1 protein-coding gene is annotated in these 1,330 nt (G+C 62.1%); it reads left to right on the top strand.

Features of this window, described 5'->3' with window-relative positions:
* Nucleotides 1-70 precede the first annotated feature (70 nt).
* Nucleotides 71-1,293 (top strand): IS3 family transposase gene (locus AB5S05_RS22010; RefSeq protein WP_369289632.1). Its coding sequence is split into 2 segments (ribosomal slippage): nt 71-416 and nt 416-1,293, totalling 1,224 coding nucleotides; the frame shifts between segments, so codons are not numbered across the junction.
* The last annotated feature ends 37 nt before the right edge of the window (nt 1,294-1,330 follow it).

Here is a 1,330-nt window from a genome sequence, read left to right on the forward strand (position 1 = left end):
TGAACGAGCCCCTTGAAACACAGGACACCGTTTCCCCCTTACCATAAGGGATAGGCAAACGACTGTGTTTATGACTACCAGCAAAAACAAAACCTTCGAAGTGCTCGGCCAGGAGCGGCGTCGCCGCTGGAGCGTCGAGGAGAAACTGGCCATGGTGCGCGAGAGCCTAGAGCCCGGGCAAAGCGTCTCAGTGGTGGCCCGGCGCAACGGCATCAACCCCAACCAACTGTTCCACTGGCGCAAGCTCTATCAGGACGGCAGCCTCTCGGCGGTCAGTGCCGGTGAAGCGGTGGTGCCTGCTTCAGAGCTGGCCGATGCCCTCAAGCAAATCCGCGAACTGCAACGGATGCTGGGCAAGAAGACCATGGAGGCCGAGATCCTCAAGGAAGCCGTGGAGATCGCCCGCTCGCGAAAATGGATTGCGCACTCACCCTTGTTGCCGGGGGACGACCAGTGAAAGCGGTCAGTGAGAGTCTCGGTGTGGCGCGCTCGCAATTGACGGCTCGACTCAAACAACCCGCTACGGGGGCGCAGCCGCGTCTCCGCCGGACGCTCGACGATGCGGCCCTGGTCGAGCAGATCAAGCAGGCCGTCAGCGAGTTGCCCAGCTATGGCTATCGTCGGGTCTGGGGGCTGTTACGTCGGCAGCATGAGCAGCAGGCCCAGCCACCGGTCAACGTGAAGCGGGTTTACCGCGTTATGCGAGATCACGATCTGTTGCTGGAACGCCGGCGCAAGCAGCCGGGAGTGGCGCGGCGCCACGAAGGTCGTGTCGCCGTGGACACGAGCAACACCCGCTGGTGTTCGGATGGCTTCGAATTCCGCTGCGAGGACGGCGAAAAACTGCGCGTGACCTTCGCCTTGGACTGCTGCGACCGCGAGGCCATCAGTTGGGTAGCCAGCCCAAACGGCTACAGTGGCGACGATGTCCGCGACGTGATGCTGGAAGCCATCGAGCAACGCTTCGGTAGCGAGCTGCCGGCGTCGCCGGTGCAATGGCTGAGCGATAACGGCTCGGCCTATACCGCCGAACAGACCCGGGCCTTTGCCCGGCAGATCGGTTTGCTGCCCCTGACAACCCCAGTATGCAGCCCGCAAAGCAACGGCATGGCGGAGAGCTTCGTGAAGACCATGAAGCGCGACTACATCCGCCACATGCCCAAGCCCGATCGAGCGACGGCCCTGCGCAACCTAGCCATCGCCTTCGAGCATTACAACGAGGAACATCCACACAGCGCACTGAAATACCGCTCGCCTCGGGAATTCAGGCGCTTGGCTGAGGCATCAACTTAACGGGGTGTCGGTGTCCGGTTTGATAGGGGTAAGTCCA

The sequence above is a fragment of the Pseudomonas zhanjiangensis genome, from assembly GCF_041027545.1.
GTDB classification, from domain to species: domain Bacteria; phylum Pseudomonadota; class Gammaproteobacteria; order Pseudomonadales; family Pseudomonadaceae; genus Aquipseudomonas; species Aquipseudomonas zhanjiangensis.